This is a genomic window from Photobacterium obscurum (assembly GCF_026191635.1).
Taxonomy (GTDB): domain Bacteria; phylum Pseudomonadota; class Gammaproteobacteria; order Enterobacterales; family Vibrionaceae; genus Photobacterium; species Photobacterium obscurum.
In genome coordinates this window covers 385,355-407,718 of sequence record NZ_JAKRRW010000004.1, presented here as the reverse complement: position 1 = coordinate 407,718, position 22,364 = coordinate 385,355, and the positions used below count along the sequence as shown (strand labels likewise).

Here is a 22,364-nt window from a genome sequence, read left to right as displayed (position 1 = left end):
CAAACGGGAAGAATTAAAAAACTGACTATAACTACCATGTTCAGTATTTGTGGAGGGCAGAGAGTTCCGGAAGTAACCAAAAGACAAATATGAACCAAGTGCTGCAAATAATAGGCTTTTCAAAGCGAAGATATACTTATTCAATTTTCCGGCGCTAATTTCTGTTCGTTTAGCCCATAACGATTACTCTACAAGCTAAAGTCGCATACCTTCCCAGTTATCTGAGGTTAACGAAGCAGGTTTACGAGCTGAGTTCGTGTATCCAGCAATTGTCACTGACAACAAACGGTTAAGCAGCAAGATGGTGTGCCAGAACATGCTACCGCCCTTGGGTAATGTCCCCATATCCACACTGACAATATTGAACTCGTATAATATCAACCGAATGGATATAAAAATTGATTGAAGTCTAAAAAGTTAGACAGATATAACGCTTTTCCTACTTATAATTCATGAATAGGCCGAATTTCTTAAGCCAATTCCACGCATCATCGACATAACCAACTACTGCAGAGAGAAATTCAAATAGGTAATACCACTATTCTCATAAATATGCGATACGTATCACATGCAACATTTTGAAATGATCGCAGATATCACTTTATAACGACCAAATAACAGGTTTAATCTCTGCCGAAATTCACATCAGATAGAGATAAGAGCCAAAATGGTAGAAAAAGTAAGCATATTCAACCAACCGAAGCCGTTTAAGATGATCTTTTTTATCGAGTTATGGGAGCGCTTTGGTTACTACGGCCTGCAGGGCATACTTGCAGTCTACTTCGTCGAACAACTTGGATTTAGTCAACAAGATTCATTCGTCACTTTTGGCGCCTTTGCTGCCTTGGTATACGGACTGGTTTCTGTTGGTGGTTATGTTGGTGACCATATTCTTGGCACAAAGCGCACTATGGTGTTTGGTGCTATCGTCCTGGCTATCGGCTATTTCATGATGGGCTTTTCTATTCTACAGCCTAACTTCATCTTCTTTGCGCTAGGTGCTATTGCTGTTGGTAATGGCCTTTTCAAAGCAAATCCATCCAGCCTGCTCGCTAAATGTTATGAGGAAGGTGATAGCCGCCTAGATGGCGCTTTTACTCTCTACTACATGTCGATCAATATCGGCTCTTTGATCTCGCTTTCTCTAAGCCCTGTGATTGCAGCAAGTTTTGGCTATGCGACGGCATTCGTCATTTGTGGACTAGGTCTGCTTGCAAGCCTTATTAGCTACTTTGTATTGCGTCAAACGGTACAAGGTATTGGCTCTCAGCCTGATTCTGAGCCACTGAAAATGTCATACCTTGCAATGATTGTTGGCGGAACAATCCTCTCAACACTAGGATGCGCATGGTTACTACAGAACATCATGATGGCGAACCTTGTGCTTGGTCTCATTGGTGTCGGTGTAGTCACTATCTTTATGAAGGAAACCTTCAAGGCGACAGGTGCGGCGCGCAAGAAGATGATCGTCGCATTTGTATTGATGCTGCAGGCAATCGTGTTCTATGTACTTTACGCACAAATGCCAACATCACTTAACTTCTTCGCGATTTATAACGTTCGCACCGAGCTGTTTGGATTCAATATCAACCCTGTAAGTCTGCAGGCTCTGAACCCATTCTGGGTGGTGTTGTGTAGTCCAATCCTGGCATACCTGTACACCTACTACGGAAGCCGTGGTCGTGACCTTTCGATGCCTGGCAAGTTTACCGTAGGAATGTTTATGTGTGCATTCGGTTTCTTGTCTGTTGCCGCAGCAGGCCTGATGTTTGCTGATAGCACCGGTATGGTATCAGTATGGTGGATGGTATTGGTTTACCTATTCCAAAGCTTGGGTGAATTACTAATTAGTGGCCTTGGCCTTGCCATGGTGGCAAGTCTGGTTCCTCAGCGCTTGATGGGCTTCACCATGGGTGCATGGTTCCTGACTCAGGCTGCATCATTCATTATTGGTGGTTACGTGGCTTCGTTCAGTGCCGTTCCAGAAAACGTCACTGATCCACTGCAAACCCTGCCATTATATACTGAGGTATTCCAGAACATTGGTATAGTTACATTGGGCGTAGCAATCCTGATGGCAGTTACCGCCCCTCTTCTGAACAAAATGATGAAGGCTGAAGATAATACGGTGAAAGGTGAGCTTGCTCAGCACTAATCACGACTGGTAGATAACATCCAAATTAAGCCCAACAGATGCATACATTATTTGTTGGGCTTTCGTTTAGACAGCGCCGTTTGAATTCATCAGTTTGCTATTACAACCTAGCTGCCAGCCTCAAACGCCGGTGCTCTCTGCTTTATCAAACGCATCTGTCGGTGTGCCCTGATGATATTTCATTTGCCACTGGCCATTATTGTTAAACCAAAGGGATGTTCGCTTCGCATGTCGACTTAAGGTGCCATTTTCATCCATTCGCGCTTCCCTATAAATGAGCTGAAAGAAATCAGGCGCTAGTTCAATATATTCATAATCTTGCGACCAGATTACAAACGATGATGGTTCTTCGACCAGTAACTCATCAAGGATAGTTTGGTAATTATACGTTTCGCCAGAGTAACCAATTTCTATAAACGAATCGTGAAGTAAGGTTTTAAGCTGGTTTGGGTCTGTTCTGACTTCGAACTGATGTAAAGCTTCTTCTAATTCCCGCAGAATTTTCAATTTATCCTCCCTAATTTTCAATCGCTTAGCGTATTTAAAATACTACACAAAAGGAGGAATAGTACCAATCAAGATAAGTAAATGTTCATAAAATTGCCCAGGAAAAATGATCAAATACTGATGTTGATTGGTATCTGCACATCACTTCATTTTCTTTGTTGTGCCAAGGCTTTTCCGCCCCAGACATAGACATAATGGCCGCCACTGATGAAAGCCATCAATATCAGCAACCACAGTCCTAGCTGGATACTGAATGCAGGGAATACGTGGTAGACCTGGTTCGTTATTAGCATCAAGGCAAAAACAATTTGGACAAGCGTACTGCTCTTCCCCCAGAAACTTGGTGCCATATCATAACGTCCAAACAGGCAATGATACGTAATTGCGCCGGTAACAATAACCACATCCCTTGCAATAACAATCACTGTAACCCACCAAGGGATCAATCCAACCATCGCAAATGCAACGTAAGCACTAACCAACATCACTTTATCAGAAAGTGGATCGGCAATAGCGCCAAAACGGCTCAACACATCCCATTTACGAGCAAGCCAACCATCGAGGCCATCACTAATCCCGGCAATAAATGTCAGCCACAAAACAAGCGAGTATTTTTCATTCAGGATCAGCAAAAAGATAGGCGCCGCCAATAGTATACGTAATGTCGTTAAAGCATTGGGAATAAGCTTAATTACAGCATGGGTCATAACTCGTTAACTATCCGCCGGTACGTACTATTTCAGGTCATATCTTATTCAAGTGTAAACCTAAATATGGTTTTCGACTGGCGTAATAAAGATCTATTGGCAGCACAGTTTTGAGATTAGCAAACAGAGATATGCGAGTAGGCGCTCGATACTTTTGAAGGGGCAATACTAATATCGCTGATATCGTTCTTTATATCAGCTAAAAGTTACCCCAAATCCATCGTTCACTTGATTTGGGGTAACCCGATCGTCGCTAGAGAAAAGGTCTAGTGACTGAGGATTAAGCGCGGCTCATGAACTTATGTTCAGCGGTGTTGATCTTGATCTTTTCGCCGCTAGCAATGTATTCAGGAACTTGAACGACTAGGCCTGTTGTTAGAGTCGCAGGCTTAGTACGAGCACTTGCAGATGCCCCTTTGATTGATGGATCGGTTTCAACAATCACTAGATCAACCGTTGCAGGAAGTTCGATAGCGACCGGAGCACCATCAACAGTCAGAACTTGAATACCTTTCGTCTCTTCAGTGATGAAAAGTAGTTCTTCTTCAATTGACTCTTTATTGAAGTTGTATGGCGTATAGTCTTCATCATCCATGAAGACATATTCGTCACCATCAATGTAAGAGAAAGACGCTTGGTGACGGCTAAAATCAGCAAGATTGATCATCTCATCAGCTTTGAAGCTCTCATCCGCCTTCGCACCTGTTGCTACATCATAAAGACGCATTCTGTATAGGCTTGCTCCAGCACGGCCACTTGGAGTTAGCTTGCTAATTTCCTTAACAAGATACACCTTACCGTTATGTTCGATAGCTGCAAACTTCTTAATTTCACTTGCCTTTGGCATGATTGTAATCCCAAAAATTAATTGTGATGAGAAATTAGCATGAACTGAATTTTAGGCAAGTACTATAAGAAAGAAGTGCTGATTTATTGAACGTTTTAATCACTAGAATGCCCCTAAACTGCAACTAAGATCTCGCATGCAACTTCATGTTCTGTTTGATAGTCAAACATAAATCATTCTTATGAACATGATGAATAACACAGAAGATGATCTGGAAGAAGAATTTCAAACCTGCTTCAAATCAAATCTTATGTGAAATTTAAGCACAAAGTGCTCACCTCGCCGACTCCCCCAAATAACTGCCATTCGATCAGCTACTATTAAAAGAAGGAGTGGATTGATTGAGGGATTAAGTATGGCTGTCTTTAACGAAAAAATGCTCTTAAGGGGAAAGGCTGAAGAGGATCTCTATTTTGCCGAGCTAGACCGTAAGCTGATAGAAGCTCTACACGAAAAGCAAGCCAAAGAACGAGAGCAAGAAGAAGGTGCACGCAGCCTAGGCAGTAGTTCGTTTAGCGATAATAGCGACGCCCAAAAATAACTACATCAGCGCTGATGACGTATGCTTGTTAATACAGGTAAAGGCTCCCCTGTCCTGATTTTGTATACAAACCACCTTCTTACTTATCCCGTAATGCAAAGATATTAGCTGGCCTTATCCGTCCAATGATGTAACAACTGACCAGATCGGGTTGCCATGTATTTTCCTTCCGCAACCTTCCTACTGCCATTTATCCATAGTCCGTGTAAACCACTGGCATAGGCTTCAGGCTGTTCAACGGTTGAGTGATCGGTAAACTCGGAGCCAAACACACTGATATCGGCATAGTAACCAGGGGCAATTCTTCCGCGGCGGTGAAGCGCAAAAGTCTCTGCGCTTAGATTAGTCATCTTACGAATGGCCTGCTCAATCGGTAGCAGCTGTTGCCGCCTGACAAATTGGTTAAGGATGCGCGGAAATGTCCCGCTCACCCTTGGGTGAAGTCGCCCACCGAAAATAGTATCCGTACCTACCATCCCACGCGGATGCTGAAAAATTCGCTCCACCAGCGCCTCATCCATAAAATAATCGATCATTCGTACATTACCGCGCTCGCTGATCAGCAGGTCAAGGACGAAATCAACCGGGTGCTGATCTGTCCGCTGAGCGCATTCGGTTATCGAACGTCCCAACCATCGTCGCGCAGATTGACTTTCTACTTCGCAAATCAGGATATTCTCCCACCCAACCAGTGCGGGCAAATTATCCCATGGTTCACCAGCCTGAGGTAAAATGCGTTCTGCAAACCAGTCCCTTACCTGCTTCCTTATAGGCTGAGTCTGTAATGCTTTCATCAGAGCATCAGGCGCATATTCACGAATAAGAGCCGGCGGTAAAATCGAAAAAAGTGTCGTACTGCCATAATGATACGGGTACTGATCGAAGGTGAGGCCATAGCGGTCGATGAGTGAGAGTAAAGGTTCTAACTTGATTGCATTACGACGCCCAATCAGCTTCAGGTGGGATATATGCAGCTGACACCCTGCCTGCTGCGACAGTGCAATCATCTCCTTCACCGCTTCTAAGATCTCATCACTTTCGCTACGCACATGCACAACCAAAGGTTTGCGGTGTTGTGCCGCGACTTTAGCGACCGCCAATAACTCTTTCTTATCGCTAAATAGTGCCGGATGGTAAATCAACCCCATGCTGACACCACGGGCACCCGCGGCCAGTGTCTCATCCGTCAGTCTAGCCAGTCTGGTTCGCTGCTCTGCATTCATGGGTATGCTGTTGTTGCCACAGATCTGGTATCGCAACAGGCCATGCGGAACAAAAGCGGACAGATTAACTTCCAACCCACGCTGCTCGAGGGCAGCACCGAAACTTGGGTAATCATCCCATGTCCAATCAATTGGCGGGTTGCCGATAATAAGCCGATCCCTGACTTCCCGTTGGAGTGCTTTGGGGAGCGGGGCAACACCAAGGCCACACAATCCCACCAGCTCGGTGGTTATCCCTTGCAGTATTTTGGGCTTAAAACCCTGTGGTATAAATGTTGCTAAATCGGCATGGCTGTGCACATCAATAAATCCGGGAGTAACAAATGCGCCTTTTGCGTCAATCACCTCATCAACTGCAGCTGATATAGTCGGAGCGACCTCCGCAATCATCTGTCCGTCAATCAAAACATCACCGCCAAAAGCAGCACAGCCGCTTCCGTCAATGACTGTTGCATTTTTTATTAACTGGCGCATGTTCTACTCCATCAGCAAACGATTACCACCGCCTTCCAAAGGCGTGTTTGAACATTTTATACCTCATCCCCCATAAGCAACAGCTTGATATTCACAATTAAAATCAATTGCCAAGTGATTGAGGTCTATAGGCGGCTGTAAATAACAGGCACCTAATTTACAAGATGAATTTAGAAGGTTGGATTCGCCCCATTCTAGAGAATTAGAATGAAGAGATTGAGTAGGAGGACACGATTGGTTGGCAATGAAAAGCCCATCAGAAATGGGCTTACGGCTTCAGCTTGCTGACTACTATAGCTTACTTACCAGTTAGCCATACGGCGGTTGGCTTGGTGATTACTAAACTCTTCGGCATCAATCAAATTATCATGATTTGCATCGATGACGTCGAATTTGTTCACTTGATTCAGGTTCTTCATCATACGTCCCTCTGCAGCGCGTTCGCTAATCCGCTGTTGACGGAACTGTTCAAACTCTGCAGGGCTGATGGTTTCATCCTGATTCTGGTCTATTTCGTTGAACTGGGGCATATTACTGCTAAATGGCATCCCTTTGTTCATCGCCGCCAAACTTGTCGCTGATATTAAGCAAAGACCAATAGCCGCAACGAGGGTAATTTTCGAGTTCATCATGGTAGCCTCCTTTGCTCTTGCTCACCACAATGATACTACTTTATAGGTATGCCAGTGTCAGTCTGTGTAATGTTTTGTAAAACCAAACAAGTAAAAAACCACCCCGTCAAACGGAGTGGTTTTAGATAGCAATCACTCACTTATCAATGCAAGCAAGCACTAATGAGCCAGTATTCGCAGCTAATTAAGGACGTATGGTGCTAAAATCCGTAAACCGGCTGGTATATAGCGCTCCTTCCGGCTTTTCTTCATTGTCGTCCAGTGTAACAAGAGTTGGCGTACTGGACGATGCATCAATCGCGTTAATTGTTCGATCATGATTCACAGTAAAGAGCACGTCGTTAGCAAAACCATTAGGTTCCTGCCAATACCAAACTTGGGTATTGGGTGCAAAGTCAGCGTAGCAGTTTGAACTCAGTGACAAGGTCCCACCAGAAGTATCCAAACACTGCTCGATATTGGCAACGCTGCGGTATCGTTTTTCCTGATCATATACGAAGGACTGGGATTTAGAACCATCAATGCAGTCACGGAATCCAAGTGTACTACCATTAAGCACGGTCAGGCACTGTGCGGAATCCTGACTCAGGTACGTCGATTTGATCGTGACCGAATCCGCCCCCAGGAACCAAGGACTGTTCCAGTCAACCGTCACATTAAACTGATCTGTATATGATAGTTTTTCAAAATCCCTAGACTCTTTCCAATCGGGATCAGCGCTAGTGTTCGAAGTCCAAAGCTGACTACCCGATGCATAACGTCGACCAATAACCCAGTTGTTGTGGCCAAATAGCGCCAGGCTATCTACCGTCGTTTTAACTCTAATATCAGAGGTTCCGGAAATACCTTCTCTGCCGGCAATTTTCGCAACAAAATCCGGGCGTAAACCACTTACTGCCAATGGATTATTGGCTCTCAGCTTATCAAAGTCCCAAGGATTACCACGACGTTCGTCATAATCCCAGCACCAGCCGTCAGCCGTCCCCAAGTTACAGAAACCGTTTACTGCAGAAACTGACGAGCCGTATTTGTTGTTCACATACTTAATGTTATAGCCGTCACTATTAGTTTTGGTGACCAGGCCAAATTCTTTCTTATTGGTGATGCTATATTTGTCGGTAAACTTATATTCGATATCTTTGATCGGGATCTTCGGAGAAAAACCAAGGCCAACTTTAATGCTGGTGCTGGTTTCTTTTTCAATTTTTGATTCCACTTGATCCTGCATCCTTGGATACAAGTCATTCAGATAAATTTGGCCTGATGATAACTTGGCTTTGTCATTCACTTTAATATCGACATCGACAGCATCAAGATACTCATTATAAACATAACTAGTATTACTGTTATGGTACCAACGGCGGTAGATATCAGACCAACTGCCTTCCATACCCATATCAACGCCTGAGCCTTCGGCAAGAACAATTTCTACATACTTATCTTTGTCGCCAGAACCGGCATAAAATGGGGATTTGCTATAGAAACGAACCTTATATTTTAAGGTTACATTGCCTTTATTCTTTCTTTCGACATTAAAGCGCCTATGTAGAATAAACTCCATGACACTGCCATTCTCTTGGGATGTCGAGCGCCTAACCCGGCTCACCTGACTTAAGTCATTGACAAGACTAGAAAGCATGTAGTCAACATCAGGCGTATCCAATAAGTATATTTGCCTTTTTTTGAGGTTGTTGGGTTTGGTGACTAATACTGTTTCACTTTCTACCCCTAAGCCCAACAATTTCGCAGTGAATAATTTTCTATCTTCTTTGCTGACGTCACTTAGATTCAACACATAATAATTACAATCTTTGGGAAGATTATTCACAACGCCATATAAATGACACTGTTGCTGATAAAATGGTGTTGTAGATTGGATAATATCTGAGATGGGATCGTTCTGCTGCAAATTGGATGAATAACTCAATGGACTTAACGCCATCAAACTCATACCGACAAGCGGGTATAATATTTTACTCATGTCATTTCCCGTTTTTTTATTGCTTATTAATTGAAATGATGTTTCGAGCGCATTCTATTCTTATGGGCAATAGCCAACCATATCGAATTTAAATATTTGAGTCCTTGAGTTAAAAATTAATCGTTTTTTCAACACATCGCGTCGATTTAATTTCTGTTTTATAAAATAAGGGATATACCCTAGGATCTATCCCTAGTTACTTTCAGAAGCAGAGTTCAGAGTGACCCCAGCCATCAAATCACCACAATTTTGCTAGGCTCAAAGTCAGCATTAAGCTGGTGCGGCCAGTATCCCCTAGGGTTACATAGCACACGGGTATGGTGAACTTGGAAATCAACACTATAGTGGAGATGGCCATGAAACCAAGCCGTGATCTCATGCTTCACCATAATATGTTCCAGATCGCTCGCATAGGCAGGGGCCAAATAATGATCGCGGAAAGATTGAGCGAGACAGCGCGGGCTTGGGGCATGGTGAGTTACCACCACTGTCTTACCAATGTATGGTTTGCCAAGCTCCGCTTCCAAAAAGTCGATAGCTGCAATGTGCTTTTCCAGCGCGTCGCTGGGTGTAAAAGCCCGGAATGTCGGCTCCACACAAACCTGACGGTGGTCATTTAGCCCAGCTGCGGCACAGATCATTGATTCATCATGACTACCAAAGAGATCGTAGTCAGTAAACAGTGTTGCTCCTAAAAAACGCGCGCCGAAAGCTTCTATCGACTCACATTCCAGGAAATGAACATGTGTTCCTCGCGTTGCATTACGCCAGCTTCGTATGCATTTCTGCCATGTTGACTGGTATGGCTCGTGGTTGCCTGCCACCACAATGGTAAATTTATTGCGGGTTTGGCTAAGCACCCAGTCGATATAACGAACATCACACCTCACCCCAATATCACCGGCAAGTACAATCACATCAGCGTCTGTCTGCGGAATCGAGTAATCCGCAGGCTCCGGCATAAACTCTAAATGTAAATCAGACTGATACTGGACACGCATACTTGGCCTTTTCGCAAATTATCTCCAAGCCAATTACACCTTGGATAATTTAAGATTAATCCAGCCAAAATCGACCTGCACACCTTTCTCCTTTCGCTTTGTTCAGTATTTTCAAAACCACTTACAAAAGTTACAAAAGCCTTAGATAGTTACATAAACAGACCACTCAACATACCTCCCCGAAAGTGTTGTTAGACTACGCAAAAATCAAAACAACCCTACAAAATAGGTGAACCATGTTTTCCAACGACGCGATGACACAAAGCGACAAGCGCATGATTAACGTCATTTTTGCGCTCTCTGCCGCCGTTATTCTTTTTGCGACGGTACAGAATGAAATCCCAACAGGTATCATTGGTGCGATCGGCGTAATGGCCGTTGTCGGCTATATCCTTAACGTGGCTGGCGACAAAACCCCTATCGTTAACCAATTCTTTGGTGGCGGTGCCATTGTTATCATTTTCGGCTCTTCCTACATTTTCCACAGTGGCATCATTCCCCATGAAACAGCCGACACCATCACCACGTTTGTAAAAGGTGGCGGCTTCCTATCCTTCTTTATCGCCAGCTTGGTTACCGGTTCAATTCTGGGCATGGACACCAATGTTCTGAAAAAAGCGGCATTGAAATACATTCCGGTTATTCTCGGTGGTGTTGCCTGTGCCTTCCTGTTTACCGGACTGGTTGGCAGCGTGCTGGGTCACGGCTTCTTTGATTCGGTCATGCTTATTTCGCTGCCGATCATGGGCGGCGGCATGGGAGCAGGTGCCGTACCACTGGTAGAGATTATGTCGGGTAACACAGGCATGTCTGCAGAAATGCTACTTTCAAAAATGGTACCGGCACTGGCTATTGGTAATGCCATCGCTATCGTAATGGCTGGTCTGCTCGACAAACTGGGGAAGTTCTACCCTTCTTTGACAGGCAACGGCAAACTGATGCGTGGCAGTGAACAACAGCAGGATACCCAGCAGCAAGAGCAGCCGACCTCGATTAACGTTCTGGGTGTAGGTGCTTTGCTTGCTATCACCATGTTCTTCGTAGGTACTATGCTCAGCAACATCATTAGCATGCACACCTACGCACTAATGATCATCTTCGTGGCCGTTGTAAAGGTCACCGGCTTCATGCCTCGCGAACTAGAAAAAGCCGCACATGCCTGGTACAAATTCGTGGTTGATAACCTAACACCCGCTTTGCTTGTCGGCATCGGTGTTGCGTATACCGATCTAAACCAGATCATTGCGTCATTGAACTTGGTTTACTTTCTTTTGGTATTCGCAACTGTGCTAGGCGCAATTATTGGAGCCGGTATTGTTGGCCGATTAATGGGCTTCCACCCAATTGAAGCTGCAATCACTGCGGGGCTATGTATGGCAAATATGGGCGGTACAGGTGATGTTGCCGTGCTAGCGGCGAGTAAGCGAATGGAACTAATGCCATTTGCCCAGATCTCGTCACGGATCGGCGGCGCCTTTATGCTGATCCTCGCCACCTTGATCATCGAACTGCTCAAGTAACCCCACCTATCGCCCATGAGCTGGCGGAAAAGCCGTCAGCTCGTACTATATACCCAAGCTACTTTGGGGGACACAGACATAACAATACATCCATCACTGTATATCTTCAGTTATACTCCTCCCCTCACAACCCAAGCCGTCGAATAATAATCATGAAACTTAAGAGTTATCTGGCCTTAACCACGGTTGCGACCACCTCTTCTATCGTTATCGCCGTCACTACTGCCATTTTTTTCTTGCTGCAAAATTCGCATATCGAAGGCATTCAAGCCCGAGGTTTAGAGCTAGCACGGGTTGTCGCGCATGATCCCGTGGTTATTAACGCCGTTAATGCCAAAAACAATCAACAAAGCTTCGATCTGCAGAGTTACGTCGAAGATATTCGGATACGTACCGATGCCTCCTACATGGTCGTGGTCGACAAGAATGCTATGCGCCTCACCCACCCAAATCCTGAAAAGATCGGCAAGCACTTCATTGGTGACGATATCAAACCCGCCCTTGAACGAGGTACAGAGTTCAGTAGCGTAGCATCCGGCTCACTTGGCAAGGCTATCCGCAATTTTTCTCCAATCTTCTTGGACGACGAGATCATCGGCGCAGTCAGCATCGGCTACCTCTCGGATAAAATGACCGACATCTTGTATCAGCAATATGGTCATATCGGCCTACTGGTTGGGATCGTCTATTTATTGGGAATCGGTATTACCGGTGCCTTTGTCTTCAAAATGAAACGAACCTTCCTCGATTACGAGCCCGAGTTTATCGTCAACAAATTTCGCGAGCATGAAATGATCCTGGACAGTATTCGCGACGCGATTATTGCCGTTGATAACAACATGAACATCACCGCCATAAATAACAGTGCCATCAAGATGCTGTCGATGGGGGTTCTGGGGCGCTACGACTATGTCAGCCAACCGTTATCACGCTACTCCACCCCGTTAAGCCACTTGGTATTGGCAAACCGCGGAGCATTCCACCAGGACGAGTTCACTATCGGCAAGCTCAAATACAAAGCCAATGTATACCCGATCAATAGTCCAAAAGGATCACTCGGCCATGTGATCGTATTCTTCGCCAACCTTGAGCAAAATGAATTAGAACGCGAGGTCACCTACCTCAAGAATTACGCAGAATTGCTACGCAGCAAAACCCATGAGTATTCCAATAAGCTCAATGTTCTGTCGGGCATGCTGCAAGTCGGGAAGTACGACGAAGCCATTGACTTCATCCAGCAAGAGACAGATCGCTACCAGTCGATTATTCGCAGTATCGTTCTGTCGGTCACTGACAGTGCGGTTGCCGGCCTGTTGCTGGCAAAATTCAATAAAGCCTCGGAGGTTGGCGTCAAGTTCACCATTGATATCGATACCAACTTATCGAGTTACGAAAAGAACATCTCGGAAAAGTTTGTCACCATTCTCGGCAACCTGATCGACAATGCCCTGCTCGCGTCATGGCAAAATAGAGAGAACGCAGCTCCTGAGATACAGGTCTATTTAAGTGACCGCAGCCATCATATTATTTTGGAGATCCAAGACAGCGGCGCTGGTGTACCTCAGGATATTACCGATCGTATCTTAGAGTTCGGCGTAAGCTCCAAAGACGATACCGAACAGAACGGCATTGGTCTGTACTTGGTCAAACAGCTTGTTGATTACTTTAATGGTAGTATCGACTGGGAACGTACCGAGCAGAACACCACGCTATTTAGCATTTACCTAGATAAAAATGAAATCGCCCATGATGACTAAAACCACAGTCATGCTTATTGAAGATGACATTCGAGCCAGCTATACACTTGAATCAACCATCAACCAACACCCTGACTTCACGGTGGTTGCAGCCAGCGAAAGTTGTGCCGATGCCCTATTGCACTACGAGGCCTACAAACCGTCACTGATCTTTGTCGATATTACCCTGCCCGACGGCAACGGAATTGATGTCATTCGCCAGCTACGAGAGCAACATGCAGATTGCGACTTCATCATGACGACCGCGGAGCGTGAAACGGCGACCGTCGAAAAAGCCGTCCAGCTGGGCGTGGCGGATTACCTTGTCAAACCAATCCGCATGTCGCGGGTGAATCAGGCCCTAGAAGACTACAAGCAATATAAACAGACGCTGTCACGCGCGACAACAGTGGATCAAAATGATATCGACCAACTGTTTCGCAAAGCGCCTGTCAAGCAGTTACGCCAGACTCCCAAGGGCATTGATGCCACCACTCTCGCTTCGCTAAAGTCCATATTGCGCAATGAAAAACTGCATGATTTCTCTGCCGATGATATTGGCGAGCGCATGAATGTCAGCCGTATTACCGCCAGACGCTATCTGGAGTTCTTGGAATCAGAAGGCATGATCCGCCTGGTGCTTAATTACAAGACCGGCGGTCGTCCTCGCCGCCTGTATCAGATGGTCGAATGATGCCTAAGTGATCGCCCAATAATGAAAAAGCCTCATATACTGCCACTAGCATTAGAACACTTATGAGGCTTTTTTATGAACAGTATTTTGCGGTTGGCTGCTAAGCCGTTATTGCTTCGCGGTATCCACGTAGTATCCGATTTTCAGCAATGCTCGAGAGAATGAACATCATGACATAGCCCATACCAAGGGCGACAATAATGGCCACCACATTAGTCGTAAACACCGCCAGCAAATAATACGCCGCCACCAAGGTAACAATGCCGCTAATGCGAATAATCAGGCTTTGCGTAAAATGGCCGTGTGCTTTGATATACGCCAACTGGTAAGCGTTGAGCATCATAAATACAAAAAATATCGAGAAGTGGAACAACACCGGCACCGCGCCAATATACTCTGGCGGGAAAACCCACATCACGATTTGTTCTCCGCCTATCAGCATAGTTAGGAAGAACACCGCCCCGACGATAAAAGCCAGCCTGAATACCCAGCGACGAATAGAGCGAACCTGCTCATGCTGCTCTTTTCGTACACATACAGCCAGCTCTGGCAATACAAAACGGTAGATCGGGAACACAAACAGCATGGTCAGATAAGTAAATACCGGTCTTACAATGACCTGGAAATCACCCAGCTCATCGATACTAAAATGGCTAATCGTAAGCAGTACAGTAATGTATATCATCAAGATACTGGCTCCGGCTTCCAGCGAGGCCGTAAAGCTCTTCTTTACGTAACTGATAAGTGTGGGATCTAAGTGCACGGCAGCCAACGGACGGGTCGCTATCTCTTTGCGTCGGTGTACATACATGTATATAGCCACACCCAAAGACGACAGGCTCATGCTATAAAACAACGATGAGAGCGCATCCAGCCGAAGTAGGTAATAGCACATTAAGAACAGCAGCACATTGCTTAACGGTTCGAGCCAAGTGACCCTGTTGGAAATACTGTAGAGGCGGTACATAGCTACCAGGTTAGTGAAATATACCTTGAGTCCCATGCTAAAGATTATTCCGACCAGCTGCAGATAGCTAACATTGATATGTAATTCGTGCTTGATATAGGGGAGCACCAACCCCCAGGTGATCAGCACCATGATAATCAAGCAAAAGCGAAATATATTAATGATATCGTTATCGTTTTGAGTCTGGCTGTAGCTCACCACCATTGATGATCGAAAACCCGTCATCAGAATCAGTGACAGCGAAATAATATCCACCACACTGTTGAACAGCGCCAGATCCCCTTTAGGCACCCACTGTGCCAGCCAAATTTTGAATAGAAAACCAACTGAGATACTGGCGAGTGTTGCCCAAATGCCCGTAATAAATGCTTTTTTAAGACGTGGAAGCGCATCATTTTGCGGCACTCCCTGGGCTGAATTCATTTTCATAAAGCAGACAATATTATTAACGATGGCGGCATGTTACTTGATTCGCTCAATTAGATCTCATCGAAATACTGAGCAAAATAGGAAAATTAGTCTTCCATTGCTCAGACCTAACTATACTTATCAACTGGTACGATGTGTCACCTTAATGGTTACCAAACCGCTTGTTAAAAATAAGGGCTGGTTATTACACAAAAGGAGTGAAACATGACGGAGTCTGTAATACGGTCTAATCAGTTGGTCAAAAGAACATTGGATGAACTGCCCCAGCCCAAAGGATGGCCGTTGCTTGGCAATTTCCGGCAACTAAAGTCAAGCAAGATACACCAGATACTGGAAAAGTGGAGTCTGGAGTATGACGATATTTTTAGGATAAATCTTGCCGGTAAGGTGTTTGTGGTGATATCGGATCCCGTGATGGTCAAAGACCTATTGCGCCGCCGGCCGAAATCTATTAATCGTTCCAAAAATCTAGAACAAGTATTCAAAGAGCTCGGTATTCACGGCGTACTTTCTGCTAATGGCGAGAGTTGGAAGCGACAGCGCAAGCTCATCATGCCTTCATTTAGCAAGAAAAGCCTGATTTCCTTTTTCCCTTTGCTAGAACAAACAACCAAAAGGCTTCACCGCCGCCTGCTTCAACAAACTCAGCAAGATCACAATATCGCCATTCATGATGACCTACGCCGATTTACCGTCGATATCACCACATCACTGGTGTTCGGGCATGACACACGTCTTCTGGAAAGTGATGGCGATGGACTCCAGAAACACCTCGAAGTCATTTTTCCACAACTAAACAGCCGAACCAAAATGCCCTTCCCCTACTGGCAGTACTTTAAGTTGAAACAAGATCGGGAATTAGACAAAGCGTTGGTGGAAGTAAAAAACTATGCATTTGAAATCGTTGCACAAACCCGAGAAGAGCTGCAGAAAAAACCTCATCTCGTCGAAGCGCCAGAAAACATCTTACAGGCCATGGTGCTGGCCTCTGATGACGACAATGATCGCCTGACCAATGAAGAACTGTTTGCCAACATTCTGACACTCTTGCTCGCAGGCGAAGATACAACTTCGAACCTTATTGCCTGGATGCTGTATTTTCTCAGCCAGAGGCCAGATGTGCAGCATCAAATTAACGAGGAAGTCGACAAGGTTAAATCCCTGCATAACGGGCACATCACGGTTCAGGCACTTGATGAACTAACGTATCTCGAAGCCGCAGCACGAGAAACCCTACGGCTGAAATCAACAGCCCCTATGATCTCGGGGGAAACAGCAGACCAACTGACGCTAACCGATGGCACAGAACTACCTGCAGGCACTGGCCTGTTTTTATTGACCCGACTCGGTGGACTCGACGAGACGCGCTTTATAAATGCACAGCAATTTATACCCGAGCGCTGGTTAGAGCAGGCGGTGGCAACTGAAGCTTGCCCACATAAAGCGACAACGCATTTTCCCTTTGGCGGAGGAGCTCGCCATTGCCCCGGAGAGTCACTTGCTTTTATGGAGGTAAAAATGGTTATCGCTATGCTCTGTCAGCACTTTGATATTTCCCCCCCAGAACTGGAGGTTGTTGTCGAAGAAGAGTTTGCCATCACTATGCGGCCAAAGAACCTGATGGTTTGTCTGAGCCCCAAGCGTAATAACGATGCCGCCCCCTAGAGCAGTACACAATCCTAAAATTTCACCGCACATAAGTGCGGTGAAAATATAATCAAGATTATGCCAGCTAGTCTTTAAAAATCGAAGTTTACACCAGCAAACAGACCATCCGTCTTAGCATCCAGATCAACACTTAAGTCATCAAAATCTTCTAAATCAAGTTGGTGAACTCGATAGCCCGCCTGAAGTTCAAGATCAAAAGCATAAAGGCCAATCGAATATTGAATACCTACAGACGCATCAATCAAGTTATTGTCGCCATATCCAATACCAGAGCCCTTTGCAAACACAAACAACGGCGTCATAGGGATACCCACTTCCGCTGCCGCATATAAGTGAGGAACAAAACCGCTAAAATCTTCAGATATAACAACGTTTAGTTCACCATCGGTAAATTCTGTAATACCGACGCCCGCATCGACCGACACTAAATCATTGTCCAAAAACTCATAATACAGGGTGTAATCACGCTTAGTATATGAATAGTCATCATTATCGACAGAAGACTGACCTAGTTTAAAGTTTGGAATAAGAGGCAAAATGTGCTCAAGAGAAGCTTCAAAAGTGTAACTAGTGTCATCACCATCCACTTCAGAACCTGCAAAATTATGTGTTTGTTGCCACATATTAACTTCAACATCCCCGCCCAACACCACGTCAGCGGAAGCCATAAACGGAGCCGTAGTTAATAATGCTGCTAACACTGTTTTCTTCACTTTCATTGTCCTTAACTGTTTAAAATATCATTCTCGTGAGATCTGGATCATGAGGCAAAATTACGCCATCACAATGCATTCACGGCGACTATATACTTACAGCGACCATATCACCATAATTATCAATAGCTGAGAGTATTGGTAGTACCAGCGCCGTATTCGCGCAGCGAGAGCTATCATAAACAGGAAGATTGATAAGCCATTGATACTAAGAACAGCGTGAGAAAGCAGCACCGAATCAGTCAGCTGAATATCACGAAACTAGCAGGATTAAACGGGTTCAGAAATAATAGGCAAGCTCAAGCTTCAGATGATCATCATCACTCAAACTATATATAGGATCGCTTTTCGGTAGGTCTTGGAAAGTACGTAATTCCAGCTCAACCTTCCACTGGTCACTAAGGCGTCTGCTGGCTTCAATCTGAAAGATTTTTGCCGGATTCTCCAGGTCCTGCAGCCAGCCGGCCAGCAAGGTGGAATCATTGAGATCATTGACAGCCCACCGCAGGCCGATAACCACATCATTCTGAAACGGTGTTGTTGCACGGTTGCCTCGGCTGTCATAAACATATTCGGTAATGACACCGAGATCCATCGCAGTGTCGACAATACCGACAAAGGTGTATTCAAAGCCTCCCGCTACCGCAGTATAGCCATCTCCCTGTCCATTTCGATACAGTGCCTCCAGTTTCCACAGCCACTCACCAGCCACCAACTGTATGTCTGTTCCAATTTGATTAATCTGTTCATAAAATGGAATTAGCACCAGCTGGCCACCACTATCGCTTAGTGGTAGCAAAGTCGGTTCACGACCAGTGCCAGTAAAGTAATGCAAGCCGAGATCCAGCTCACCGTAAGTATGGCTATAGCGTACAGATAAATCGGTATGGTGCTGCTCGGCACTACTTTCATAACGGGCACGATCAGTATCCACAACCAATTCCGTACGCAAGCGCCCGTTTACACCGGGAAAGGTTCGTTCACGGAAATAAGGCAGAACGAACAGCTCAGCAACCCCCCAATCCTTAATCAGCGTAAAGTGCACCATCGGCTGACCCAGTTTTTCCTCGGCATTGATATTCTCTACTAGATCTGTCTGATTAATAATATCAACCAGATGAACAAACTCGGTCACTCCCCAAAAAACCTTGCCAAGCCCAAGCCGCATTTCCCAGTTACCGTCAAGCAACAGTACATTCAATTCACGAATATCAACATGACTCCGCTCTGAATCAGCACTGTCCAGCCGTCCAAACGGAACAAAAGTAAAACTCGTTCCGCTATCCCATTCCTGATATAGCTCAGGCTGCGTAGCAACAGAGACACTATGCTGACTCTGCTCGGAAAATTTCGTGGCTTGTGCAAACAGGCTTGTTTCAGTAGCCACATAACCGGAGTACTCGACAGTCGCCGCCTTTATCTCGGCAGATACCAGAAGAACCAATAGTATTACTATCAGCAACGGTTTCATTTGGCTCTCTTTAGGCTATTCTTGGTAAAGTCTCGGTCACTAAGTCCCGTGCGAAATCGATATGAGTGCCAAATCAACTGCGTGCTCTTACCATTTTGATGATTCACCATATTCATCTCACCGGGACGCCAGTATTTCCCCAAATATTGCTTGTAGTTCTTGAAGGTCAGGGTCTTAAAATGGGACTTTTTACGATCATAGAATTCTATCTTCCAACTTCGGTATTCAGCTTTGTCTATCCAGCTGACCAATCGGGTATAGCCGGAGTACTTTTTATCAACCGGATAAGACTCAACCACATAACAATCTCGCCCTTGGTAGATCTCATCCCGCAACCACTTGTAGGTGTACTTCTCAAGTTCCTGGCTCGATATGTCTTCATAGGCAAATTCACTACCGACAAAGGATCCCGACTTGTTACGCGACGCAATCCGCTTTACCCGTTTGAGAGCTGGTAAATATAACCACTGATCATCATCCCCTACCTTATGGGTAAAGTTGAGAAAAGCCGTACCTTTTACATCTTTTGGGGTATCAAAAGTTGTCAGTGTTTTATCACCGTCTTTCTGAACTTCAAGGGACTTGCCTCGCATCTCCCTTCGGCTCTCATCACCATGACGGTTGCGCAGGATCATCGTCAGCTTCGACTCAGAGTCATTCCAGCCGCTATCCCGCCGGTCGGCTTCCCGCGCAATCTCGAGCCCTTTCTGCTCAGGCGTTACGGCCGTTACTGTTATCGGAAGCAACAGTGTTAAAAATAGTACGACTACTCGCATTTTTCGCATGGCTGTTCTCCTTGTTTCCGGTGTTTGCCAGTGATCATTAACAAGGTTGGCAGGAATAAAAAGTCCATAACCAGTGCCAACAAAATAGTCACGGCTGAGAGCAGTCCCATATCGGAATTCATTCTGAAACCGGAAAGCGTCAGCACCATAAAGCCCGCAACCAGTGCGACCGTTGTCACCCACATTGCCGTCCCAACCGTATGAAATGCATACTGAATCCCCTGCGCGGGATTCATGCCATGCTCTCGGTGGGCACGCAGATACTTACTGATAAAATGCACCGTATCATCAACAACAATACCCAAAGTCATCGCAACAACGACCGATAAGCCGAGCCCAACCTGCCCTATCGTCATCCCCCACAGTCCGAATGCCATCAATGCCGGAACAAGATTGGGAAGCAGACTGACAAGCCCAAGGCGAACGCTCTTCAGGACAAAAATAAGGAGCAAAGAAATCAGCATCAGGGCCCCGAAAGAGGCTCCGAGCATATTGTAGATATTGCGCTCTGAGAGGTGCGCCCAGATCACCGACAGCCCCGAACCATAGGTAAACATGCCTGGTGGGGCATGCTGCTTCAGCCACTGCCGCGCTCTTTCATCCTGCTCTCGAATCTCGCGGGTCGTTGTGTCCCTGATTATCACCGACATCCGAGTTGCCGATTTATCGACATTGATCTGGTTATTAAGATCGAGGCCAAAAGGTAGCGATAACTCGTAAAGCAACAGGTACTGGGCAGCAAGCTCCCGTGATTCCGGGATACGGTAATATGTCTCATCATCACCATGCATGTTCTTGTTCAGGCGTTTCACCGTATCGGTAATGGTACTTACCTGCACAACCTTGGGCTGCTCACGATACCAATTGGCAAAGGCTTCCACGGTTGCCAGATAATCGGGATTGTTGATCCCTCCCGATTCGCCTGCATTAAGGGAGTACTCAATCACATCAGCACCACTCAGGTTATGCTGATAAAAATCACCAGCCTGGCGCACTTGATATCGCTCGCCGAGGTAGTAGAGGAAACTGTCATTCAGCTCTATCCGTAAGGTGCCGACACTTAACAACGTAATCCCCAATAGCGAACTCCAAAACACAGCTTTGCGCCTTCTGATAATGAAACATGCCAACCTGTTGCAGCACGGTACGTTCACAGCCCGCTCGCTTTTTTTTGCCCGGAGTGGCAACACACTCAGTAGCGACGGAAGAAGCAAAGCGGAATAGACAAAGGCAGCCATTACCCCCATAGAGACGATATTGCCAAGATCTCTAAATGGCGGGGCATCAGAGAAATTCATCGACAAAAAGCCAATAGCGGTGGTAATGCTGGTCAGAAACACTGGCTGAAGGTTAATCCTGAGAGACTCGGCAATTGCCTCATGCTTTGACTGGCCTTCACGCATCAACTGATAGGCTGACGCCTGAATATGCACGCTGTCAGCCACAGCAAGAGTCATGATAATTGTCGGTGCAGCAATTGAGGCTGCGTTAAGGCTTATCCCCAGCCATCCGGCTAATCCCATGCCGGTCATCATAGACATCAGAATGATCAGAAACGTAGCGAAGACCGCAATGACCGAACGCAGACACAAACCGATGATCACAATCAATGTCAGGTACATGAACGGGATCAAGGTCATCATGTCATCGAGCCCTATTTCACCAAAGGCATTGTCCATAATAATACTGCCGAACAGATAGATATCGAGATCGGGATATTTACTACGGAATTCTTCGGCAAGGTTACGTGAAAATGCAGTGATCTGTGATACCTCATCCAGTGACTCTCCTGGATAAAGGCAGTTAATGAAAACACTGGTTACATGCCCTGAGGAGGAAAGCAGGCGATTAACCAGTTGCGGCTCGGCAAGCGCCGCACTCCGGGCTCGAGTCAGCTCGTCATCCCTCAGCTGGTCCGCATTCTCGACCAAATTGGCAACAATAAGATCATCGTTAACGGCATAGGCATGTTGGAAATTGGTGACGGAATCGACCCGGCTTGAATAAGGGATTTGCCAAGAACTCTCGGTCAGTTCCTCAATCGCCGAGAGGGTTTCGCGGGTAAAGACATTGCCGTTCTTCGGTGCGATAACAAAAACAACACTTTGATCTTTGGTATAGGTGTTTTCCAGCGCTTCCAGAGCCTTGAACTGTGGGTTTCCCTCGCTGAAGAAAACACGGGTGTCATTGTTGATCGTCAGGTAGCGAGCACCACTGGCAGTGACAAGAAAAATAAGTATTGTTGTAGCTATAAACCACCAGCGATAGTTGATAACCCGATGACTGAAATCTTCATTCGGTATATCACTCACG

General features: G+C 45.7%; 18 protein-coding genes. 6 read left to right on the top strand and 12 right to left on the bottom strand.

The features are described 5' to 3' along the window. Positions 1–667 precede the first annotated feature (667 nt). Complete coding sequence (locus MD588_RS07915; RefSeq protein WP_265696524.1) at positions 668–2,155, top strand: oligopeptide:H+ symporter; 1,488 nt, start codon at positions 668–670, stop codon at positions 2,153–2,155. Positions 2,156–2,275: 120 nt separating this feature from the next. Here the strand turns inward: MD588_RS07915 and MD588_RS07910 are convergent, their stop codons facing one another. The 3 genes from MD588_RS07910 to efpL all read right to left on the bottom strand — a co-directional run bounded on the left by MD588_RS07910 (position 2,276) and on the right by efpL (position 4,216). Next, complete coding sequence (locus MD588_RS07910; protein WP_265696523.1) at positions 2,276–2,662, bottom strand: nuclear transport factor 2 family protein; 387 nt, start codon at positions 2,660–2,662, stop codon at positions 2,276–2,278. A gap of 146 nt (positions 2,663–2,808) precedes the next feature. Continuing rightward, positions 2,809–3,369 (bottom strand): CDP-alcohol phosphatidyltransferase family protein, encoded by a 561-nt coding sequence (locus tag MD588_RS07905; protein WP_265696522.1) that lies wholly within the window; start codon positions 3,367–3,369, stop codon positions 2,809–2,811. Between the two features lie 280 nt (positions 3,370–3,649). Then, on the bottom strand, positions 3,650–4,216 hold the full coding sequence (gene efpL / locus MD588_RS07900; protein ID WP_265696521.1) for an elongation factor P-like protein EfpL: 567 nt from the start codon (positions 4,214–4,216) through the stop codon (positions 3,650–3,652). A gap of 355 nt (positions 4,217–4,571) precedes the next feature. On the opposite strand from efpL, the gene MD588_RS07895 reads away from it, so the two are divergent. Further along, positions 4,572–4,757, top strand: a complete 186-nt coding sequence (locus MD588_RS07895; protein ID WP_265696519.1) for a hypothetical protein — start codon at positions 4,572–4,574, stop codon at positions 4,755–4,757. A gap of 104 nt (positions 4,758–4,861) precedes the next feature. On the opposite strand, the gene MD588_RS07890 is transcribed toward MD588_RS07895, so the two are convergent. The 4 genes from MD588_RS07890 to MD588_RS07875 all read right to left on the bottom strand — a co-directional run bounded on the left by MD588_RS07890 (position 4,862) and on the right by MD588_RS07875 (position 10,068). Then, positions 4,862–6,454: an N-acyl-D-amino-acid deacylase family protein gene (locus MD588_RS07890; protein ID WP_265696518.1), complete on the bottom strand. Its 1,593-nt coding sequence runs from the start codon at positions 6,452–6,454 to the stop codon at positions 4,862–4,864. A gap of 302 nt (positions 6,455–6,756) precedes the next feature. Further along, positions 6,757–7,086 carry an EF-hand domain-containing protein gene (locus tag MD588_RS07885; protein WP_265696517.1) on the bottom strand — a complete coding sequence of 110 codons (330 nt, stop codon included), beginning with the start codon at positions 7,084–7,086 and terminating at the stop codon, positions 6,757–6,759. A 184-nt stretch (positions 7,087–7,270) separates the two neighbouring features. Further along, positions 7,271–9,067 carry an RICIN domain-containing protein gene (locus MD588_RS07880; protein WP_265696516.1) on the bottom strand — a complete coding sequence of 599 codons (1,797 nt, stop codon included), beginning with the start codon at positions 9,065–9,067 and terminating at the stop codon, positions 7,271–7,273. Between the two features lie 233 nt (positions 9,068–9,300). After that, complete coding sequence (locus MD588_RS07875) at positions 9,301–10,068, bottom strand: metallophosphoesterase (RefSeq protein WP_265696515.1); 768 nt, start codon at positions 10,066–10,068, stop codon at positions 9,301–9,303. Positions 10,069–10,304: 236 nt separating this feature from the next. Between MD588_RS07875 and MD588_RS07870 the strand changes: the two genes are divergently transcribed. The 3 genes from MD588_RS07870 (at position 10,305) to MD588_RS07860 (ending at position 14,018) form a co-directional block, all read left to right on the top strand. Next, entirely contained in the window at positions 10,305–11,588 is a 1,284-nt protein-coding gene (locus MD588_RS07870) for a 2-hydroxycarboxylate transporter family protein (protein WP_265696514.1), read from the top strand. A gap of 152 nt (positions 11,589–11,740) precedes the next feature. After that, a complete protein-coding gene (locus MD588_RS07865) occupies positions 11,741–13,345 on the top strand; it encodes an ATP-binding protein (RefSeq protein WP_265696512.1) in 1,605 nt (534 codons plus the stop codon). Then, positions 13,335–14,018, top strand: a complete 684-nt coding sequence (locus tag MD588_RS07860; RefSeq protein WP_265696511.1) for a response regulator — start codon at positions 13,335–13,337, stop codon at positions 14,016–14,018. Before MD588_RS07865 ends, MD588_RS07860 begins: the two co-directional genes overlap by 11 nt. A gap of 100 nt (positions 14,019–14,118) precedes the next feature. Here MD588_RS07860 and MD588_RS07855 read toward each other — a convergent pair whose 3' ends face one another. Then, positions 14,119–15,414, bottom strand: coding sequence for a lipopolysaccharide biosynthesis protein (locus MD588_RS07855; protein WP_265696510.1), 1,296 nt, complete (start codon positions 15,412–15,414; stop codon positions 14,119–14,121). 204 nt (positions 15,415–15,618) lie between these two features. On the opposite strand from MD588_RS07855, the gene MD588_RS07850 reads away from it, so the two are divergent. Continuing rightward, entirely contained in the window at positions 15,619–17,079 is a 1,461-nt protein-coding gene (locus MD588_RS07850) for a cytochrome P450 (protein WP_265696509.1), read from the top strand. A gap of 74 nt (positions 17,080–17,153) precedes the next feature. Here MD588_RS07850 and MD588_RS07845 read toward each other — a convergent pair whose 3' ends face one another. From MD588_RS07845 to MD588_RS07830, 4 genes are all read right to left on the bottom strand, one after another. Continuing rightward, positions 17,154–17,795, bottom strand: coding sequence for a TIGR04219 family outer membrane beta-barrel protein (locus MD588_RS07845; protein ID WP_265696508.1), 642 nt, complete (start codon positions 17,793–17,795; stop codon positions 17,154–17,156). A gap of 280 nt (positions 17,796–18,075) precedes the next feature. Beyond that, a complete protein-coding gene (locus tag MD588_RS07840) occupies positions 18,076–19,266 on the bottom strand; it encodes a hypothetical protein (RefSeq protein WP_265696507.1) in 1,191 nt (396 codons plus the stop codon). Beyond that, on the bottom strand, positions 19,263–20,051 hold the full coding sequence (locus MD588_RS07835; protein WP_265696506.1) for an outer membrane lipoprotein-sorting protein: 789 nt from the start codon (positions 20,049–20,051) through the stop codon (positions 19,263–19,265). Before MD588_RS07835 ends, MD588_RS07840 begins: the two co-directional genes overlap by 4 nt. Then, positions 20,033–22,363, bottom strand: coding sequence for an efflux RND transporter permease subunit (locus MD588_RS07830; RefSeq protein ID WP_265696505.1), 2,331 nt, complete (start codon positions 22,361–22,363; stop codon positions 20,033–20,035). The genes MD588_RS07835 and MD588_RS07830 overlap by 19 nt, the downstream gene beginning before the upstream one ends. Position 22,364 lies beyond the last annotated feature (1 nt).